This is a genomic window from Paenibacillus mellifer (genome assembly GCF_023195895.1).
GTDB lineage: Bacteria > Bacillota > Bacilli > Paenibacillales > Paenibacillaceae > Fontibacillus > Fontibacillus mellifer.
In genome coordinates, this window is the sequence record NZ_JALPRK010000026.1 from 48962 (window position 1) to 67502 (window position 18541).

13 protein-coding genes and 1 pseudogene are annotated in these 18541 nt (G+C 56.0%); 8 read left to right on the forward strand and 6 right to left on the reverse strand.

Annotated elements, in window-relative coordinates; translation table 11 throughout:
• Window positions 1-14 precede the first annotated feature (14 nt).
• The 3 genes from M0651_RS20710 (at window position 15) to M0651_RS20720 (ending at window position 4549) form a co-directional block, all read left to right on the forward strand.
• Window positions 15-2069 carry a peptidase U32 family protein gene (locus M0651_RS20710; protein ID WP_248553623.1) on the forward strand — a complete coding sequence of 685 codons (2055 nt, stop codon included), beginning with the start codon at window positions 15-17 and terminating at the stop codon, window positions 2067-2069.
• Window positions 2070-2093: 24 nt separating this feature from the next.
• Window positions 2094-3377 carry an aspartate aminotransferase family protein gene (locus M0651_RS20715; RefSeq protein ID WP_248553624.1) on the forward strand — a complete coding sequence of 428 codons (1284 nt, stop codon included), beginning with the start codon at window positions 2094-2096 and terminating at the stop codon, window positions 3375-3377.
• A 296-nt stretch (window positions 3378-3673) separates the two neighbouring features.
• Window positions 3674-4549, forward strand: coding sequence for a UbiA-like polyprenyltransferase (locus tag M0651_RS20720; protein ID WP_248553625.1), 876 nt, complete (start codon window positions 3674-3676; stop codon window positions 4547-4549).
• Between the two features lie 47 nt (window positions 4550-4596).
• Here M0651_RS20720 and M0651_RS20725 read toward each other — a convergent pair whose 3' ends face one another.
• The 5 genes from M0651_RS20725 to M0651_RS20745 form a co-directional block, all read right to left on the reverse strand.
• The gene (locus tag M0651_RS20725) at window positions 4597-5361 is read right to left on the reverse strand and encodes a hypothetical protein (protein WP_248553626.1); all 765 of its coding nucleotides are present in this window, start codon (window positions 5359-5361) and stop codon (window positions 4597-4599) included.
• Between the two features lie 127 nt (window positions 5362-5488).
• Window positions 5489-6469, reverse strand: a complete 981-nt coding sequence (locus M0651_RS20730; RefSeq protein ID WP_248553627.1) for a polyprenyl synthetase family protein — start codon at window positions 6467-6469, stop codon at window positions 5489-5491.
• 35 nt (window positions 6470-6504) lie between these two features.
• Entirely contained in the window at window positions 6505-6957 is a 453-nt protein-coding gene (locus M0651_RS20735) for a hypothetical protein (RefSeq protein ID WP_248553628.1), read from the reverse strand.
• Window positions 6958-7088: 131 nt separating this feature from the next.
• Window positions 7089-8966, reverse strand: coding sequence for an FAD-dependent oxidoreductase (locus tag M0651_RS20740; protein WP_248553629.1), 1878 nt, complete (start codon window positions 8964-8966; stop codon window positions 7089-7091).
• Window positions 8967-9007: 41 nt separating this feature from the next.
• Complete coding sequence (locus M0651_RS20745) at window positions 9008-9916, reverse strand: FMN-binding protein (RefSeq protein ID WP_248553630.1); 909 nt, start codon at window positions 9914-9916, stop codon at window positions 9008-9010.
• Window positions 9917-10408: 492 nt separating this feature from the next.
• Between M0651_RS20745 and M0651_RS20750 the strand changes: the two genes are divergently transcribed.
• The 3 genes from M0651_RS20750 (at window position 10409) to M0651_RS20760 (ending at window position 13823) form a co-directional block, all read left to right on the forward strand.
• A complete protein-coding gene (locus M0651_RS20750; protein WP_248553631.1) occupies window positions 10409-11914 on the forward strand; it encodes an HD-GYP domain-containing protein in 1506 nt (501 codons plus the stop codon).
• A 41-nt stretch (window positions 11915-11955) separates the two neighbouring features.
• On the forward strand, window positions 11956-13377 hold the full coding sequence (locus M0651_RS20755; RefSeq protein ID WP_248553632.1) for an ATP-binding protein: 1422 nt from the start codon (window positions 11956-11958) through the stop codon (window positions 13375-13377).
• Window positions 13378-13445: 68 nt separating this feature from the next.
• On the forward strand, window positions 13446-13823 hold the full coding sequence (locus M0651_RS20760; protein WP_248553633.1) for a RidA family protein: 378 nt from the start codon (window positions 13446-13448) through the stop codon (window positions 13821-13823).
• A 101-nt stretch (window positions 13824-13924) separates the two neighbouring features.
• Here the strand turns inward: M0651_RS20760 and M0651_RS20765 are convergent, their stop codons facing one another.
• Window positions 13925-14680 (reverse strand): TspO-related membrane protein, encoded by a 756-nt coding sequence (locus M0651_RS20765; RefSeq protein ID WP_248553634.1) that lies wholly within the window; start codon window positions 14678-14680, stop codon window positions 13925-13927.
• Window positions 14681-14841: 161 nt separating this feature from the next.
• On the opposite strand from M0651_RS20765, the gene M0651_RS20770 reads away from it, so the two are divergent.
• Both M0651_RS20770 and M0651_RS20775 read left to right on the forward strand, forming a co-directional pair.
• On the forward strand, window positions 14842-18009 hold the full coding sequence (locus M0651_RS20770) for a DEAD/DEAH box helicase (protein WP_248553635.1): 3168 nt from the start codon (window positions 14842-14844) through the stop codon (window positions 18007-18009).
• Window positions 18010-18065: 56 nt separating this feature from the next.
• Window positions 18066-18541, forward strand: a pseudogene (locus M0651_RS20775) (hypothetical protein); the annotation flags it as partial.

Sequence of the window (18541 nt, forward strand, 5' to 3'; positions counted from 1 at the left end):
AGGGGGAAACGACTGTGGCACGTTTTTTTAATGGGAAAGAAGTCGAGCTGCTTGCGCCCACGGGAACATTTGAAATTTTTAAACAAGTGATTGGAGAGAACTGCGACGCGGTTTATTTCGGGGGACCTAGCCTGAATATGCGTTTGATGCGTAAAGGCTTCAACTTTAGCCTGGAGGAGATCACAGAGGCGGTCAAGATTGCGCACAGTCTCGGCAAAAAAGTGTACGTCACCGTCAACAATTTGCTGAACGAAGGCGAGTTGGAGGAAGCGCAGGCGTATTTGCGGTTTTTGGAATCGGCGGGTCCGGATGCGATTATCGTACAGGACTTCGCCGTTTTGTCGTTGATCCTGGAGATGGGCCTCAACATCAAGGTGCATTCCTCCGTCATGATGAACGTGCACAACGTGGAGATGGTACTCGCCTTGCAGGAGATGGGAGTGACCCGTGTTGTCACGTCGCGCGAGATGGATTTGATGACCACCCGCTATCTGCAACAGGCGACCGGCATGGAGCTGGAGTACTTCGTGCATGGAGATATGTGTTCCGTGCATGGGGCGAACTGCTATTTTAGCTCGATGGTGTTCGGCATGAGCAGCAACCGGGGCAAATGCTTGAAGCCGTGCCGCTGGGATTATCGGGTGAAAAAAGACGGCAACGTCTATCCGGCGGAATACCCGCTGGCCGTCAAAGACATGTTCATGTACGAGCATATTCCGGAGCTTATCCACGGCGGGATTACCTCCTTCAAGATTGAAGGGCGGATGCGTGACGCCTCGTTCGTCATTATGCTCGTGAAGGCGTACGGGGACGCGATCGATCGCTATATTAACGATCCGGTGGGCTTCGATCGCAGCCGCGACACGAAGCTGCTGTATGAAAACCGCAAGCGCGATTTCTCAACCGGGTACGCATTTGGCCGACCGGGGTTGTCGAATATCAACCGCCGATATGAAGGGACGGGCAAGTTCTACAGCACGGGCAAGGTGTTCAGCACGCCGACTGAGGAGAGGGAGCTTGGCGAGAAGCGCGTTGAGGCTATCCGTGAAGCGCTCGTAGCGGTTGCTCACGAGAAGAAGGGAGCAGCGCGGCAGAATGGGGTTGTTGCCGGCGTGTCCGTACATGTGAACAACATGGCGCAAGCCAAAGCCGCATTGGAGGCCGGAGCCGATCATCTCTACTTGTCCGGTGACGTATTCGAACCGGATCGGCCATTCACGAAGGAAGACGTGAAGGAATTGGCGGCATTGAAAGGGAACGCCAAGCTGTACCTCAGCTTGCCGCGGATGATGACGGAGCAGCATTTCGATCTCTACGAAGGACTGCTGTTCGGCGAACGCTTGCCGATCGACGGCTTACTAGTCACCAATCTCGGTGCCATTCGCAAGTTTGCCGGCAAAGGTTACCCGGTGGTGGGCGATTTCAATCTGAATGTGTACAATCGTTTGTCGGCCGATTTTTACCGTGGGCTTGGCGTTGGTCGGTTGACGGCATCGATGGAACTGCCGCTGAAGGATCTGGCCGGGCTGCTGGCCCATGCCCCGGGACCTCTGGAGGCAATCGTGCACGGTTCGCCGGCAATCATGTACATGGAGCATGACCTGTACGAGAACGCCGAGGTATATCAAGCGATCGCAGAGGAAGATAACCACTATGTCGACAACAGTATTTTAGTGCTGAAGACAGATAAGGGCGAAAACCCGGTTTACCGGGACGTCCATGGCCGCAATCATCTGATGATGGCCAAAGAACTGTGCCTGATGCCGGTCGTGAAAGAGCTGCTTGAGGCAGGCTTGTCGGTCTTCCGCATTGAAGGCGCGACCTATAAGCCGGAGCAGTTGGCCGAGGTCGTCCGCACTTACAAGGCGGCGCTGGCCAATCCGGACGCGGCTAGGGAGCAATTTGACCGTATGACGCCGGTTTATGCCGGGTACACGCTGGGCGCGCTGCAGTTTGACGGCGGCAGTGCCAGTGGGGCGGCAGGGGCCGGAGAAGAGGCTTCGGCGAACGAGGCGGCTGTGGATGCCGCTGCCGGCGTACAAGCGGAAGTAGCAGCAAGCCGAGCCTAAACGGGGGAAAGGAAGCGAAGGGTTATGCAGAGCTATATCGGACCGGAACAAGTGTTGAAGAAGCGAGAGCAATATTTCTATCCTTGCACCAGCCACTTTTATCGGAATCCGCCGCAGCTGGTGAAGGGGGAAATGCAGTATTTGTTCGGGCATGACGGCAAGCGGTACACCGACTTTTTTGCCGGCGTGTCGGTGGTGGCCAGCGGCCACTGCAACCCGGAAATCGCCGAGCGGACGGCCGAGCAGCTGCGTACGCTGCAGCATACGTGCACGATCTATTTGACGCAGCCCAACGTGGATTTGGCGGAGCGGCTGGCCGGCGTGCTGCCGGGCGGGCTGCGCCGGACGTTCTTCGTCAACAGCGGCTCGGAGGCGAATGAAGGCGCCCTGCTGCTGGCCCGCATGCATACGGGGCGGCGAGGATTCCTAGCGCTGGAGCAGGGGCTGCACGGCCGGACGTACCTGACGATGAGCGTGACCGGTCTCCAGATGTGGCGGACCGATCCACAGCTGGCCCAGGACACGGACGTCACGTTTATTCCCCGGCCGTACGAGCGGGGGCTTAGCGCCGATGAGGCGGCACGCCGCTCCATCGCGGCGCTGGAGGCGGCGCTGGCGGAGAAAGGCGATACGATCGCCGCAATGATCGCCGAGCCGATCCAGGGCAACGCCGGCATCGTCGCGCCGGCGGATTGGTATTTCGCTGAAGTGAAGCGGCTGCTGGAGCAGCACGGCGTGCTGCTGATCGCCGATGAAATTCAGACCGGGTTTGGCCGGACGGGCCGGATGTTCGCCATGGACCGGTACGGCGTCACGCCGGACATCCTGACGATGGCCAAAGCGCTCGGCAGCGGCATCCCGGTGGCAGGCTTCGCCACCACCGACGAGATCGCAGCCAGCCTGAACCGGCCATCCGCCTCCACGTTCGGCGGCAACCCCGTCTCGTCCGTGACCGCGCTCGCGGTCCTGGACTACATCGAGGCGCATCGCCTGCCCGAGCGAGCCGAGCGCCTCGGCGATCTGCTGCGCGGCGGCCTGACGCGCCTCGCTGCGCGGTTCCCGCAGCACGTCTCCGAGGTGCGCGGCGCGGGGCTGATGCTCGGCGCAGAGCTCTGCGCCGAGGAGCCCGAGCGCGGCGCGAAGCTCGTCGACGACGTGCTGGAGGCGATGCTCGACCGCGGCTATATCATCGGCAAGAACGGCGTGAACCGCAACGTTCTAGCCTTCCAGCCGCCGCTGGTCATCGCCGAGGACGACGTGCGCGGCATGCTGGACGCGCTCGAGGCCGTGCTGGCGGAGTTGGCGTAATCACCCGCCCAGCCGCTGCCCCGCCCAGGCCGGCGAAATAACGGTAAATAATACCGTTATTTCGCCGCTTCCGAGCTTCGGTCGCCTAATTAGCGGTAAAAAGTACCCTTATTTGCCTCCGATGCCGGGATAACCGGCTGTCGGGCACGAAATAAGGGTAGAAAATACCGCTATTTTAACCAAACCAGCGGTTCATCCAAATATAACGGTATATTTTACCTCTATTTTGGCGGACGTCGGCACTGGCTGCTGGAATTTCATGAAGAAGAATGCTTTTGAAGGAGAGTGACCATCCCATGGAAGTAGCCCGTAAAATCGGGAGTAAAATCCGGTTGTACAGCGAATTGGTGATGTTTTCGCATACATTGTTTTCACTGCCCTTCGCGATCATCTCAATGATTTGGGCAGCGGAGGGGTTCCCGTCCTGGCGCGTGATGTTGTGGGGGCTGATCGCCCTAATCGGGGCTCGAAACGGGGCAAACGCCTTTAACCGCGTGGTCGACCGCGTCTTTGACGCGCAGAACCCGCGCACCGCGCATCGCCACCTGCCGCGGAAGCTGCTGGAGTCGAAGGAGGTGCTGGTATTTGTGGTGATCAACTATGCGATCTTTATTTTTGCTGCGGGAATGTTGAACCCGTTGTGTCTGATCCTGTCGCCGATCGCCATCTTCCTCATCTCGTCTTACTCCTATACGAAGCGGTTTACGTATCTGAGTCACTTGTACCTGGGCTTTACGATCGCTTCGGCTCCGATCGGCGCCTGGTTCGCGGTCACCGGCCAGTTTGCGTTTACGCCGTTTATTCTCGGCACGATCGTCATGCTGTGGATCGCCGGGTTTGACATCATTTACGGCTCGCAGGACATCGACTTTGACCGCAGTCAAGGCCTTTGGTCGATTCCCAGCGCGTTTGGTCTGAAGAACGGCCTGCGCATCGCGGCAGGCCTGCATTTCATCATGGTCGTGCTGTTGATCGCCTTAATCCCGATCCGGCACCTCAGTTGGCTGTATATCACAGGAATTATCTTGGCGATCCTGCTGCTGATGACAGAGCATAAAATCATCAAGCCGTCGAATCGAAAACGAATGAACGTGGCCTCTTACAATTTGAACCAGGTGATCAGCATGGTAATTCTGTTCTTTACGCTTGGCGATTACTTTCTGTTGAAATAGCCAAACCCAAAACCCCCCGCGCCTAGCGACAGGCGCGGGGGGTTCACTTATAAGCGGATATCAAGATGCTGGGAGTAGTCAACTTCCATCTTATCGATGATTTTAAAAGGGCGGAGGGAACGGTCCAGTTCCTCGACTTCATCCTGCCATTCTTGCGAGTTGCGATCCACAGCGTTCTCGCGGGGGTTGGACACGATCCCGGCCTTCTGTTCGAGCTGCGCTTGATAGTCGGACAGTTCCGTCACGGTGCGGCGGTACAGATCTCCGATCTCGGCAGCGCTTTTCTCCGTTACATTACTCCATCCCAAATCTTGGGCCGATAGGGAGTCATGTCCCGGCGGCAGCAGGGGAGCCTGTTGATTTAGCCGACTTACGCCAATATAGAATTTGCCATAAAAATCGGTCATCAGGTTAACCTGATCCTGGATGCGGGATTTAACCAGATTTACACCTTGCTCCAGCGTCTCCAGTTCTTCCGCGCTCATTTGCGGGTTGTTCCGAGCATCTTGTAAGGCCTGTTCTCGCTTATCCAGTACAGCGATATATTTCTCCACCGGCTCCAGCCCGTCCAATAAGTTATCGTAGGTGGATATCGCCCGGGTTAAATTCGAGGCACCGACACTTACCGTTACCCCTGTCGGGTTGCTTTGCTGCTGATCGCTTTTCGCCGTCTCGGCCCATGCCAGTTTCTTGGTGAGCAGCTCTTGTTCGATTCCGCGATCGTTCTGCTGCACCCGTTGATTCAGCATGGAAACGACTTGATGCAGGGTATGGGAATTCTTCTGGTTTTGACTCCTAGGTGTTATTTGCATATGAACATAACCCCTATCCGAATTAGCTCTAACTCATATATCGGAAAATCATGGAAATTGTTTATAACGCAAAAAAACGCGAACGTCAAGGAACTCTGTCCTTGGGGTTCGCGTTTCTGTGTAGGGATTACTTCTCCCGTCCGCCAAAGTAAACCAGCAGCGCTTGCAGATCCCGGTGTGCAGGATACTGGCTCAGCCGGTTAATGATGTCCTGCGCTTCGCGGAGGTACCGGCGGCTTAGCTCCTCGGTTTGCTCCAGCGCGCCGCTCGCCTGGATCGCTGCTACAACGGCGTCGACCTCCGCAGCCGGAATGTCCGCAGTAACCGCCCGGATCGATGGCGCCAGCGCCTCGTCCTGAAGAGCGTACAAGACGGGGAGCGTTACCTGGCCGCTGCGCAGGTCGCTGCCGGCGGGCTTGCCAAGCTTCTCGGAAGATTGGGTGAAGTCGAGCACATCATCGCGAATTTGAAACGACATCCCCAACTTCTCACCGAAAGAGTACAGCAACTGAGCGGTCTCTGCGTCCGCGCCGCCAGCTTTCGCGCCGATCTGCAGGCAGGTTGCCATAAGCTGGGCGGTTTTGTTCTTGGATTTCTCCAAGTATTCCGGAATCGTCACGTCGTAATCATACAGATGGGACAGCTGCTGGTATTCGCCTAAACATAACTTCGTCGTAGCCAGGGAAGAGAGGTCGTATACGAATTTCTCCCGCTCCGCGGAATAGACGGAGATCAGCTCGATCACTCGGGCGGACATATAGTTGCCGACATGCAGCGCGCCGCTGACGCCCAGCTTGATATGCATCGCTTTCTGGCCGCGTCGCATCGTCGAATCGTCAATGATGTCGTCGTGGATCAGGGAAGCGGCGTGAATGAATTCTGCAGCGGCCGCCAGCCGCCAAACCTTCTTCTGATCAGGATCGGGCCCGAAACGGCTGCCGACGATGACCATCAGAGGGCGAACCCGCTTGCCGCCCGAACGAACCAATTCCACAATGCTCTTGGCAAGCTGAGAGGAACGGGGGAGATCACGGTCATATTTCACCATGTTCTCGATTTCCCGATCGACTGCCTTCAAAGAGATGTTCAGCGATTCCTCAAGCTTCATGGCGATCCCTCCTGGTTGGTGGTAGCAGCTCGTACTTACATTGCCTTGGTGGCGGTACTACGGTTGTTCTCTAGCTGCAGGAACAGTTCCCAAGCTTTGAGTAAACGTTCATCCTCGGGGCGTCCCTCGACGCGTTTGATTTGCAGCTGCTTGATAATCGGAGCTAGATGCGACAGCAGATCGTATTCTTCCCATTTCAGGCAAAGCTCAACGTAGAAACTGTATAGGTAGTCGCCGTCCAACACCTTGCGGGTCAACGCTTCGCCAGGGGCGAGGGAGCTGCATTCACTGTGGCGTTGAAGAGCGAGCTTGATTGCGATGTAAATGGATAACAGATGACACTGGCGTACCGGCGTCATGTCGTATTGCTCCAGCAGAACAGCTAGGGGTGTTGCTTCTTCTTGAGATAAATCTAACTTAATGCCGGCCTCGGGCGAGATTTCGCCCTGCAATAAGCGATAAGCGTCTTGGATGAGCACGTCAAACATGTAGTCTCACACTCCTTAAAAGCAGGTAGGCTTGCAGGGACCCTGACACCGATTTCGGCAAAAGAGAAAAAGGAGAGTAATGTGCGCCAGGCGCACATTACTCCGGTTCAAGGTTTCATAAAGAGCGGTTATTACTCCGTGTAGAGATACCATCTTCGCACAAGTGGGATTCGTTTCCATTGTTTCTTGAGCCAAGGCAATACGTAGTAGTCCAAACCAAACGCGCTGCCCGATCCACCGATCAGAGCGACGCCTGCGGTCATGTACCACAGCATTTCCGTCGAAGCCATGCTGGAGGACCAGATCATGACGCCCAGTGCGACCGTAGCCGCCGAAGCGATTGCCGTGAAGAGACCCACGATGATCATGACGCCAAGCGCGATCTCCGCAAAGACCATGAAGAATTGGAATACGGTAGCCAGAGCGGTGTAACCGCCGTCTGAAGTGTAGAAGAACACATCCATAAACCAGCCGACGATCGATTTGATAAATCCAGGCACTGGCAAGGCGGTAACAGCCGTCGAGGCGCTCTCTACCGCCGAAGCTGCGGTTTGTGCATCCACGGTCTCTGTTACGGCTCCAGCTGCTTCACTTGCTGCTGATACGACGTCAGCATGCGGAGAAGCCGGAATCAAGAAGATGTTCGAAGGATCCTTCCACACTTTTGGAAGCTTGTCGATGCCTTCTTCCAGCCATTTCCAGCCTACGAATACTCGCAACGGCAGGAGCCAGAAGTTAGGCGAACGCTTCGCGAAATGACCGCCAACGAAGCTTCTGCGATTGTTCACGTGGAAGAATTCATGCATCATATAAGTCCATACTTTGGCAAAGCCAGCTACGGTGAACAGGTAGTACATATTGATCAAGTGCTTGCTGAACATGGCCATGAAGCCGCTAAGCATAAACATTTTATTCGGCAGACCGACATTCGCAACGCCGTAGCGGCTGCCGATACATACCATCGTTCCGTGGAAGCCCGGCTTATAGGACTTCTTCGGTTTGCCGTGAACGTCTGCATAAATGTTGTGTGCGATGAGCGGACCGGCTTGTTCGGCGTTCTCAACCATCTGCGGTACCGGACGAGTCTCGCCTTCCGGAATGAAGAAGATGTTGTCGCCGACGATATACACGTTCTCGTGATCGATGCTTTGCAGCTTATCGTTGGTCACGATCCGTTTGCGGCCTTCCTGCTTCACATCAAGCTTGCCAACGAGCTCGGAGCCTTCGACCCCGGCCGTCCAAACGATGGTATCGGCTTCCAGCTCTTTGCCTTCGCCCAGCTGTACGCTGGTAGGCGTTACGCCGGTGATCTTGGCGCTCGTAATAATTTCTACGTTCATCTTGTGCAGCCGTTTCGCGGCTTTTTCGATCAATTTGTCCGGCAAAATCGGCAGGATTTTCGGAGCCATATCGGCTACGACCAGACGAACCTCGCTCGGATCGATAAAGAACTCTTTGCATAGCTCGTCGCGGAACTCGGCTAATTCACCAACCAATTCCACGCCGGTGAAGCCCGCGCCTACGACAACGAAGGACAACATCTTGCGGCGTTTGGCTGCATTGCGAACCTTGGCTGCTTCACTAAACTTGTTGCGTACTTGCTCCTTCAGGCGTACGGCGTCTTCATAGGACCACAGGGTCAGCGCATGCTCCTCAGCGCCCGGGATCCCGAAGAAGGTTGGTTTACAACCGGTACCGATAACGAGGTAATCGTATTTATAAGTCGTTTGCTCGGAACGAAGTTCTTTGGCGTTAAAATCAATGGCGTCGATGGAATCCAGAACGACGTCGACTTTTTGCCCGGCAAAAATCTTCTTCAGTTCAATTTTGACCGAATCTTCTGGTGCCCGATTCGCGGCGACTTCATGCAATTCAGTCAGCAGCGTGTGGTAGGGGTTCCGATCAATCAGCTGGATCTCCACATCTTTATCTTTTTTGAACAGTTTGGCCAGATGCTTGGAAGTAACAACACCGCCATAACCGCCGCCCAAAACTACGATTTTCTTCAAGAGATTCACCTTCTCATTTTAGGGTGGGTGGTAATATGCGTTTATTTCGCGGACTCAAGTGCCTTGGTAACGAGTTCGAAGAAAGGTTGCAGTGTGATCGAAGCACCGGCGATAGCATCGGTTTTACCTTCTGCGTTAAACGTAACGGATGCCGGATCTTGTTTTTCAACCAAGTAAGCTTCGGCTTTCGCTGCTTCTTCATGCCATTCGGCTTGCGCGCCGCCGGCTTTCATGCCGTATTTGCCGTCGATCGAAGATTGCTTCTTGTCTTCGCCTTTGTCGTTTACACCGCTGAAGTTGACTTTAACGATCTTGCCTGCCGCAACAACAACATCAACGGTATCCTTCCAACCGGAATGCTCGTCGAAGGCTGCTCCTTCAGCATGGTAAGTGCCGTCTTTGTATGAACCAGCTTCAACCGGGCCGGCAGTCAGCGCTTGATCCGCCAAGTTAAAGAAATCATTCACATGCACGGACACGCCGGCAATCGCATCGGTTTTACCTTCTTCATTCAGGGTGACTGCTTTCGGATCTTGCTTCTCAAGCAGGAACTGCTCAACCTTCTCGGCTTGCTCATGCCATTCGGAAGCGGCGCCGCCGGCTTTCATGCCGTACTTGCCTTCTTTGGAGTAAGTCACTTTATCGACAGGAGCTTTCTCGCTCAGCGCGTTCCATTTGGCTTCCGTGATCTTGCCGCCGGAGACCGTCAGGGTAACGTAGGACTGCCAGCCCGATTCCGCATCCACTTCTCCTTGGGCATAATATACGCCGTCTTGATATTTGCCTTGCTCTGCAGCCGCGTTGTTGCTTCCCGCATTGGTTTCGTTGGTAGCAGCCGCGTTGTTTGCTGGTTCTGCCGTGTTCGCGTTGCTCGCGTCATTGTTCGACCCGCAGCCGGCCAATACACCGAGCAGCAGGGCACTGCTAAGGATAATTGAAGCTTTCTTCATGATAGAGACCTCCAGTGAATGAAATATATATATTAAAATGTGAAGACATTTTAATAACGAAAATCAGGTGGGGGAAGCGGTGAAAAAGGCTGGATTTATGAGGGGTCCGGGAGTCCCAAAACCTTTGTTCGATGGAATTTTAGCATATTAAAATAGGTGTTAATGTGAAATAAATCACATAAGGTGTGACATAAAACAACTCCCAAAATCGGCGGAGACGGCACCCCGCAAGGGATTCGACAATTGAAAGCGATTACCTAATTTTTAAAATATTTATTTTTTAAGATGGAGCCGAAGCTATCGGTCTATGTACCTAGTTCTTATCGGCTAAAAACTCTGAATTATTTAGTTTAAGCAGCAGCCTGAACATCCGAAACGAGGGCTTATACACAAAAAGTTCCAATCGACTTATGAAAATAGTCATGATCGATGCCGATAAAGATAGAAACGGGCATACCCGAAAAACTCGCGAAACGAAAGAAGGCATCCTCTTTGACGGTGTACAGGACGTTTATTTCGCGCCTTTTGCTTAATTACGTAGCCGGCTCCTTGTTGGCGCTCATCGCGATCGCCAGTCTGATCGCCGCGGCGCCTTTGGACATTTCCCCATCGGAATATGCGTGGCTGATCTGCATCTTGGGACTGTCGCTCTGCTGCATGCTCGGGCTGGAGTGGTTCGTATTTACGCGGCAGATCAAGCCTATCCGCAGCGTCTTTATGGAGGAAGTTGGCAGCTACCAAACGCTTCAAAATGTATACATACGCACACACCGGCTGCCTTCGCTTGCCGTCAAGCGGATTCTCGGTCCGCATTTATTTGGCCTGGTCGTCCCCGGCGCAGGTTTAACGCTGGGACTGATCCAAGCCGGCCGATTGTCCATTCCGCCTTATTACGTGTTGCTTGCCGCCCTGGGCGGTATGTTGGTCAGCGGCATGCACGCTTTGGTCGAATATTACTTAACTTCCTATGCGATAAGACCGGTACTTGAGGAGCTCATAGCCTGGAGCCGCAAGATGTTCGGGAAGGAATTATCGCTTCACGGAAGGGTTATCGTCCCTGTATCTCGAAAGTTAAAATGGAGCTTTTTCTTAATGAGCATGGCCCCTTTGCTGCTGTACAGTTTATCGATGCAGTTTCGGCTCGAGGATTATGGCCATGGCGCCTATACCTATTGGCAGTGGGCCGGGTATATTTTGGCTGTGAGCATCGTTTTTGCTTTGATCGGCTCGCGGCTGCTGGCGCGTGAAATTATGCTGCCTATCCAGCATTTGTACGAACGGATGGCCGAGGTGAAATCCGGCCGCATCCGAACAGGAGCCAGCGATTTATTTTCCGATGAGTTTTCAAGGCTGGTCTCGGGCTTTAATCATATGTTGCGGGGGCTGCAAACGCAGGCGGCTCTCAACAGCCAACTGGTGGACAGCTATTTCGCTACCCTGGCGGCCGCGCTGGACGCCCGCGATCCCTATACGGCCGGCCATTCGCTGCGGGTCGCGGAATACGCCGTCAAAATCGGCGAACTGGCCAGTTTGTCGGAGGAGCGGATCGATGAACTGCGCAAGTCGGCACTACTTCACGATATCGGCAAAATCGGTATTCGCGATGCGGTCCTGCTGAAGGAAGGCCGTTTGACCGAGGAGGAATGGGAGCAAGTCAAGCAGCACCCGGTGCTCGGAGAGGCGATTTTGAAGCAAGTGGAGCCTGCGGATGCCATGGCCCCCTATTTGCCAGGGGTCCGGTCGCATCATGAACGATATGATGGCGGGGGCTATCCGGATGGATTGTCCGGGGATGAAATCCCGCTGTTCGGACGGATTATCGCCGTGGCTGACGCCTTTGACGCCATGACCTCTGACCGGCCTTACCGTAAAGGCTTGGAGAGAGAGCAAGCGATCGAGATTCTGGAGCAAGGCCGCGGAACCCAGTGGGATCCGTATTTCGCTGAATTGTTCGTGCAGCATTATCGGCGAGACAACCAAAGTAAAGCATCCGGCTGATCTGTGGAATACAGGTCGATCAGGCAATCAGGAGTGGGGATATGGGGATTGGTAATGCTTTTGTATTAAATCTAAGCTTGTTGATCACGGTGGCTTATCTGGCCAATATCCTATATAAATATGGTTTGAGAAAAATGTCGCAGAACACCCTCTATGGGCTTTCGGTTCTGTTAATGATTTTAGCGGGCTGGATCTGTATGAAGTTTGGGTTCCGGCTCAAAGATGACGTTTTGTATGATTTGCGCCTGGTGCCGCTAATAATAGCGGCGTTTGTGTATTCAAGCCCGCTGACGATGGTCTTAATCGGAATCGGGATCGGTCTGGCACGGCTGACATTCGGCCACAGTGAAGCGGCGATGGTCGGTTTACTGAACTTGACGCTGCTGGGATTTGTTTGCGCCGGCTTAAACATTTGGATGCGGCGTACCCATCATCGATTTGTCGTCAAAGGCATGGTTACGATTCTGGTCGTGAATGTGGTGAATAGCCTGAACATCGCCCTATTCGGTGTCATGCCAACAACTCGTTATTTGCTCGAAATCATGCCGGTTGCATTGCCGATGAGTATTGTCCTCAGCTTGGGATTTGCCTTGATTCTTCGCGACTTCCAACTGGGAGCGAGACAAAATCTGGAGTTGAAGTACGCCAACGAGCTGCTTCGCAAACAAACGGATGAGCTGCACAAGGCCAAGATCGGACTGGAAGAACGGGCCAAGCAGCTGGCTCAAGCGTCCAGATACAAATCGGAATTTCTGGCGACGATGTCGCATGAACTGCGGACGCCGCTGAATAGCATCATTAATTTAGCGGAAATGATTGGCGAATCGGACGAAGCCGGGGAGGAGATCTCGGAATACGGCCGTATTATCCATAAATCCGGACATGAGCTCCTACAAATTATCAACGACATTCTGGATTTGTCCAAGGTCGAGGCGGGGCGATTGGAGATTACGAACGAGGAAATGGTGTTGGCAGAGCTCCCCGTTTGGATGCAAGCCCAATTTGAACGGGTTGCCACCCAGAAGAAGATCGAGTTCCATATCAAGCAGGAAGCAGGCTTGCCGGATTCGATCATCTCCGACCCCCAGCGGATCGTACAAATTCTGCGAAACTTGCTATCCAACGCGTTTAAGTTTACGCACAAAGGGCGTGTGGAGCTGGACATCCGAAGAGCTCCGGCGGACGGTACGTCTGATACGGAATGGATCGTCTTCACTGTAGCGGATACCGGCATCGGCGTAGCCGAGGATAAGCAATCAACGGTATTCGAGGCGTTCCGGCAAGCGGATGGGTCGATTAGCCGGCGGTACGGGGGAACCGGATTGGGTCTTTCGATCAGCAGCAATCTGGCCCGATTGCTGGGCGGTTACATCTGCATGACCAGTAAGGAGGGTCAAGGCAGCGCATTTTCTTTCTACCTGCCCTTAAAAACGGCCCGACGACATCATGGTGAGTTAAATTAGTTGTCCAGGTTGCCGTGAGGGACCGGTTATCGTTAAAATGGGGAGAAGAAAGGATGGGATGACAGGTTATGGAGAAACACGTAATTTCCACGACGGCCGCACCGGGTGCGATCGGTCCGTATTCGCAAGGGATTCAATTGGGAGATCTGATCTTTACCTCCGGGCAGCTCGGGCTGGTGCCGGAAACCGGTCAACTCGCGGAAGGGGTCGAAGCGCAGGCTGCGCAATCGCTGCGGAACGTTCAAGCCGTACTGGCTGCTGCCGGGAGCGGATTGGACAAGGTCATCAAGACGACCGTTTTCCTGAAGGACATGAACAATTTTGCCAAGGTGAACGAAGTGTACGGATCGTTTTTCGCCGAACCGTATCCTGCACGCAGCGCGGTCGAAGTGGCACGCCTGCCGAAAGATGGCTTGGTTGAAATCGAGGTTATTGCAGTCAAATAAGCAGGTCTAAGAACCGGCTCGGTGAGCGGGGGAAGCTGCCGGAGGTGAAAGCCTTTCGGCGGCTTTTTTTATGGAGGGGGATGGGCCTGGTGTAGGATCGCTTAATCCCGCTCATACGTGCGCAAGAAGGAGATCCATAGCGAATATACGACCAAGGCAAGGGCTCCTGCACCGGAGACGATGAATACGACGCGGTATGGCTGAGGCATGGCTGTGATGGCACCATACCCCCAAGCGAAAGTTAGGGGAATGATGGCATCCCGCCACCGGAATCCGACCAGGCAGGCGACAGCGAGTCCAACTAGAAGAAGGAAGAGCGTCAGCCCGGGCTGCCACAGATTGCCTTCGTGTCCGCGGGTATGGTCCCATAAGGTGTCGATGCTGGCTAGTGTGATCAAGGAAATCCATCCGAAGTACAGGCTGAACGGCAAGCGTACGAACCAGACCTCTACGGCGGCCGGGCGAAGGATCTGCCGGGTGCGCCGGTACATGGAGGCCGTCACGATGACTTGGAGGAGCAACGCCGTCAGTGAAAGCAGCGGATGCTGATCCCCCAGCGTCACCCAGACGATGGAGAGGATGCAAGAAAGCAGAAAATTCACTGGCAGGGGCGAGGCGGAGAACGGTTCGCGGTTTGTCCGAAGCAGCGGGTAGAGGACCCAGCCGCCCAACAGGCCGTAAATGAGCAGCCAGATCGAGAAGGAATAAGTCCCTGGCGTAAGAAGCACCTGAAAGCCGGACGAGGGAGCTTCGTACCGGCGGACGCCAGATGGAAGCGCTGCGGCAGCCAGGTTTACCGCGATCAGCGCCGCAAACGAGGCGAGATTGCACCAGTAACCAGATCGGCCGCGAAACATGGGAATCTACCTCCTTTTATCGTCTTGATATGTTGCAATATTCCCCATTATTCCTCAAAAGATAAGGACGGGAAGGAAGGCGGTTTTAACTACCGCGGTTTTCGTATAAGATGTTAGTAATGAATTTGGGTAGGAATCAGGATAACCGACGGGAGATCATCATGAATCAACGTCTTTACGGAATATGGCTGGGCGATGTGTTGTTTTGCTTCTCCGGAGAAGTATCGGAGTCGAAGGTGGATGCCTGGACCGCAGTACTCCGGCGCAAGGAGCTAGAGCCGGGAGTCCGGCCTTTTCAGCATGCCGTGTTACGGCTCGCGGAGGTCAGGTACCCGGTCTCTTCTGTGCGGAGGTCCTATAAGAACGGGGAACGGCGGAGTCTGATCGGCCGGTCCCTGGAAGGATTAGCTTTACCGGTACCCGAGGCGTGGCGAATGCTGCTGCAATGGGACGAATCGCTTTGGGAGGAGCAAGGGATCAAGCCGGGAGCCGAAATGGGCTATTGGAGCAAGGCGGCCCGGTTCGCCTTGGAGCTGCTTTTGCGCGGGCGGATTGCGCCGAGCATACGTCCGGTGGCGGCTACCGGACGACGGCGCGGCGCCCAGGGGCAAATGCGGGCAGCCTGGGGGCCGCTGTTAACGGAGCCGGAGGATGCGGCAAGGTTTGAACGGCTGGCTGGCGCAATGCCGCCAATTTGCTTGGCCGCGGTACAAACAGGAGCGGGAGCTTCCTCGGACGAGGAAGTTTCGCTGGAGGACCGTCAGATGGCGGTGCTGCATTCGTTTCTGACCGCAATGATCGATTACGAAACGCGCGGAGCGGTTCAGGATTTGGGACGGAAGCTGAACCCCAGCCGCGCGAACTATTATCGGGGCTCCTCGCCGCTGTCCGAGCTGTGGTGGAACAGCCTGCTAACCGGCGGGCAGCCTGCAGATATTCAGGGAAGTGCGGCGGAGCTGGAGCAGCTGAGTGCGGATGTTGCCGCAGCCGGAGGCGGGCGTCCCCGGGCCGAGGAGCCCGAGGCGGACGGTCTGGCAACCGGAAGCTTGCGCCTCTGCTTGCGCGTGGAACCCTACCAAGAAGGCGGGGAAGAATCGGAGGGAGGCCGAGTAGCAGCGGCAGCTTCCACCTGGAGGCTTAGCTTTTGGGCGGAGGGTGTCGAGGATACCCGCGTGTTGCTGCCGGCCGGACTCCTCTGGAGTTACCCTGAAACGGACATGGAAGTCCATGGCCTCCTGTACCGAAACGTGCAGGAGAGCTTCTTGCTGCGGTTGAGCAAGGCGGCCGGCGTATCCCGAGAAGTGGCGGCTGCCCTGGAGGCCCCGCGCCCGCAAGAACTCTTCCTGCCACCGGAAGAAGTGTTTGCATTCTTAAGCAAGTCGGTGCCAGCGCTGCGGAAGCATGGAGTCACCGTGCAAATGCCAAGCCGCTGGACCCGAGAGGGGCGTCGTCCCGCCAGTATTCGTATCAAAACCGAGGGATTTGCGGGCGGATTATCGGACGGCGGAGCGGCGGGGATGCCGAAGCTGGGCGTGGATCAATTGGTCGCTTTCGAAGCGGAGGCGCTGCTTGGCGACCGCGAGCTGACCCGGGAGGAGCTGGTTGAGCTGGCGTCGGCAAAGCTGCCGCTGGTGTTTTTTCGCGGCGAATGGATTGAAGTCGATGTGAAGGAGATTCGTCAGGTGCTGAAGTTTATGAAGCGCCATGAGAACGGGACTCTAACCTTTCGGGAATTGATGCATCTGGCTTCCGGCGAAGAAGATGTGCAGCTGGACGGCGTAGATATCGCCGGGATAGAAACGTCGGGGATGTTATCCCTGTTGATGTCCGGCGGAACGGTCCGTCAGCCTCAGCCGCGGCCCGTACCGTCCGGATTAAACGGGACGTTGCGCCCTTATCAGGAACGTGGATACCAGTGGCTAGCCACGATGCGCGAGCTCGGGTTCGGCGCCCTGTTGGCCGATGATATGGGCTTGGGGAAAACGGTTCAGGTCATCTCTGTGCTGTTGGATGGCGCTGCGCAAACGGTGGGGAAAAGTCTGATCATCTGTCCGACCTCTCTGCTGGGCAACTGGCAACGCGAGTTCACCCGTTTTGCTCCGGGGCTGCGCTTGTATGTGCACCATGGGAGCGACCGTTATCGCGGGGAACGGTTCCTTCAGGAGTATCGGGCCTGTGACGTCATTCTGACAACGTATCAGTTGGCTGGCCGCGATGCCAAGGAGCTGCGTTCTGCCGAGTGGACGACGGTGGTGCTGGACGAAGCGCAATATATCAAAAATTATGGAACCAAGCAGGCGCAAAGCGTGATGAAGCTCAGTGCGCCGCACAGGATCGCCATGACGGGTACCCCGGTCGAAAATCGACTGAGCGAGTTATGGTCCATATTTCAATTTCTTAATCCGGGATACCTGGGGACGCACGCTTCGTTTCGGGCGCGTTATACCGGAGCCGGGGGCGAGCAGCAAGCGACCGAACTGCAGAAGCTGCGGAAGCTGGTCGCGCCGTTCCTGCTGCGCCGTCTCAAGAGCGACCCGGATATCCGGAAGGACCTGCCGGAGAAGATCGAGCTGAAATCCTACTGCTCGCTGACCGTCGAACAAGCCCGCCTGTACCAATCAGTGACGGCGGAGCTGCTCGGTCAAATCGGCAGCCATAACGGCATTGCTCGTAAGGGGTTGGTGTTATCTTCGCTGACTCGGTTGAAGCAAATCTGCGATCATCCCGAACTAGTTCAGGGCGTAAGAACGACGGAGTCGGTCAATTTCGGACGTTCGGGCAAGATGGAGCGGCTCGGCGAATTGCTCGACATGATTATGGACAGCGGAGAAGCGGCGTTGATTTTCACGCAATACGTGCGGATGGGAGAGGTGCTTCAGGAGCGGTTGACGGAGCGGTACGGAAACCGGCCGTTTTTCCTTCACGGCGGTGTGCCGAAGGCGGATCGGGATCATATGGTGCAGGCGTTTCAGGAAGGCGAGGGTTCGCCGATCTTCGTGTTATCGCTGAAAGCGGGCGGCGTTGGCCTTAACCTGACCCGTGCTAACCACGTTGTCCATTATGACCGGTGGTGGAACCCGGCCGTGGAAAACCAGGCGACGGACCGGGTGTTCCGGATCGGACAGCAGAAGAACGTCGAGGTACATAAGCTGATTTGCCAAGGGACACTTGAAGAGCGTATCGACGAATTAATCGAGCGGAAAAAGTCGCTGTCCGAGCAGGTGGTTGGCTCCGGTGAACAGTGGTTGACGGAGATGAGCGACGAAGAGCTGCGGAGCTTGATCGTGTTGCAGGAAGGCGGGCTTTTCTCTGAAGGGGCGTTTGGCTGAATTATGATAGTGTACGCATGTTAGGATAGGGAAACTTGCTGTGAGGAGGAATACACTTGACGAAGTCCAGGACGATCACGCAGGAACCCGGCGAGCCGAGCGTCCGCTATGAAGCGGATGGGCTGCGGGTGGAGCTGGCAGCGGATCACGAAGTGCTGATCCCGGTGGCTCCGCCGGCGGAGCAGGAGAAGCAGGCGCTGCTGCGGCAGTTGGCGGAACGCCCGCGGTGGGCGGCGGCGCTGGCGGAGCACGGGGCCGACGGCATCGCGAAGCTGCTGCCAGCTTCGCCCGCGCCGTGGCCGTTTATCGAAGCCGCGGCCGTGGCCCCAGGCGCGCCGGACAGCGTGCGCTGCGCGTGCGGCGACCCCGGCTGCGCCTGGCGTGCACCGGCGCTGGCCGCTGCCCGGGCGGCCTGGGCGGCCGACGCCGAGCTGCGGCTGCGCCGGCTCGGCTGGATGCGCGAGGCGCTGCTCGCCGCCGTCTGGGCGGCCTGGGCCGCCGAGGCGCCGCTGGCGGACGCCGAAGCGGCGCT

Coding starts and splice junctions, on each gene's coding strand:
- M0651_RS20715 (WP_248553624.1), top strand. CDS start 2,094: ATGCAGAGCTATATCGGACCGGAACAAGTGTTGAAGAAGCGAGAGCAA.
- M0651_RS20720 (WP_248553625.1), top strand. CDS start 3,674: ATGGAAGTAGCCCGTAAAATCGGGAGTAAAATCCGGTTGTACAGCGAA.
- M0651_RS20725 (WP_248553626.1), bottom strand. CDS start 5,361: ATGCAAATAACACCTAGGAGTCAAAACCAGAAGAATTCCCATACCCTG.
- M0651_RS20730 (WP_248553627.1), bottom strand. CDS start 6,469: ATGAAGCTTGAGGAATCGCTGAACATCTCTTTGAAGGCAGTCGATCGG.
- M0651_RS20735 (WP_248553628.1), bottom strand. CDS start 6,957: ATGTTTGACGTGCTCATCCAAGACGCTTATCGCTTATTGCAGGGCGAA.
- M0651_RS20745 (WP_248553630.1), bottom strand. CDS start 9,916: ATGAAGAAAGCTTCAATTATCCTTAGCAGTGCCCTGCTGCTCGGTGTA.
- M0651_RS20755 (WP_248553632.1), top strand. CDS start 11,956: ATGGGGATTGGTAATGCTTTTGTATTAAATCTAAGCTTGTTGATCACG.
- M0651_RS20760 (WP_248553633.1), top strand. CDS start 13,446: ATGGAGAAACACGTAATTTCCACGACGGCCGCACCGGGTGCGATCGGT.
- M0651_RS20765 (WP_248553634.1), bottom strand. CDS start 14,680: ATGTTTCGCGGCCGATCTGGTTACTGGTGCAATCTCGCCTCGTTTGCG.
- M0651_RS20770 (WP_248553635.1), top strand. CDS start 14,842: ATGAATCAACGTCTTTACGGAATATGGCTGGGCGATGTGTTGTTTTGC.